Source organism: Arthrobacter sp. ZGTC412, from assembly GCF_002929215.1.
GTDB lineage: Bacteria > Actinomycetota > Actinomycetes > Actinomycetales > Micrococcaceae > Arthrobacter.
The window spans coordinates 1-1,243 of the sequence record NZ_PJII01000050.1; the positions used below are offsets into that span (position 1 = coordinate 1).

Annotated in this window: 1 protein-coding gene; it reads right to left on the reverse strand. The window is 61.7% G+C overall.

The window, feature by feature from the left end; translation table 11 throughout:
* Positions 1-137: 137 nt before the first annotated feature.
* On the reverse strand, positions 138-1,082 hold the full coding sequence (locus tag CXQ88_RS21325) for a BadF/BadG/BcrA/BcrD ATPase family protein (protein WP_181037650.1): 945 nt from the start codon (positions 1,080-1,082) through the stop codon (positions 138-140).
* Positions 1,083-1,243 lie beyond the last annotated feature (161 nt).

Below are 1,243 nucleotides of genomic sequence, written 5' to 3' on the forward strand. Positions count from 1 at the left end.
GGCCAAAGCAGGCACAGAGATCGATCTTTATCGTCCCTGAAGCGCCGCTGATCCACTACCTGGGGTGACGCGCCAACTGGCTTGGAGTACCGCGGGTGGGCGCTGCAAATACCGGTGGAGCGGGACGAGCAGGTGAGTTACATTGACCTGCCGGATGTGGGCTTCGCTGAAGCAACTTCTGCCTCGTAAGCGCCGGCGGCGTGAATCATTTTGGCGATCACCAGCGCTCCAGCTACCGGAGGTTGGTTCAGCACGACCGTCGTTGCGTTGGGCTGCGAGACCGCAAGCAGTGAGCGAACTGTTGCGGCGTAGTCCGCTTGGGAAGCGATCACCGTACCGCCGAGGACGATCTGTTCCCGGACTGCGCCGCGTTTAACGATGGAATCTACAAGGTCGCAAAGGGAGTGCGCGGCTGCGTTGACCACCCATTTCGCCACTGGGGAACCTGCTGCCGTTGCTGCGAACACCGCTGGTGCCAGGAGGGCCCACTGTTCGGGTCGCTCGAGCATGAGTTTCATGCTGACTTCTCCGATCCGGCGGACTCCTGCTGCTGCCGTCAGGCTGGATTCCAGGATACGGTCGCAATGGCCGGAGTCTGATGCAATAAGAGCCGCTCGCACTGCTTCCCGGACAAGACCCGTCGCGCCGCCGTCGTCGCCTACCAACCAACCCCAGCCACCGACCGAGATCCTTTGGCCCTCAGGGGTGGTACCTACAGCTATGGACCCAGTCCCTGAGATGACGCCGATGGCTTTGGGGTAGCCGGCAGCGTAGGAAAGCAGATGTGCATCGTTGACGACGCGCACTGGGAAGGACACCATCTCGGCGACGGCCCTTTGGAGTCGGTCGCATTGTTCCTGCGTGTCGCATCCATGAGCACCAACAGCAAGGGCCGCAATATCGTTACCGACGTGTCGGTCCACTAGGTCCAGAAGGACGCGCGCCTTTGTGGGGAAGCTTTCGCCTCTCCATGACTGCGTCGGGACCGATATATTCGTTGAGAGGGTTCCGGAATTGGCGTCGGCGGCCCTGACTGCGGTTTTTGAGCCGCCGACGTCGATTCCTACAACTGTTGCGGTCACAATGTTCCGTCGATGACCTGCCGCACGCTGTCCACCTTAGTGTCGTATCGCGTGAAGGCGCGGTCTTCGATGTTCCGGCCGAAGGCGTCGGCGGTGTACTGGACGAGGCGCTGCATCAGGGCCACCTCTAGGACGGAGCGTTGCACGGCGGTGAGCTGGGG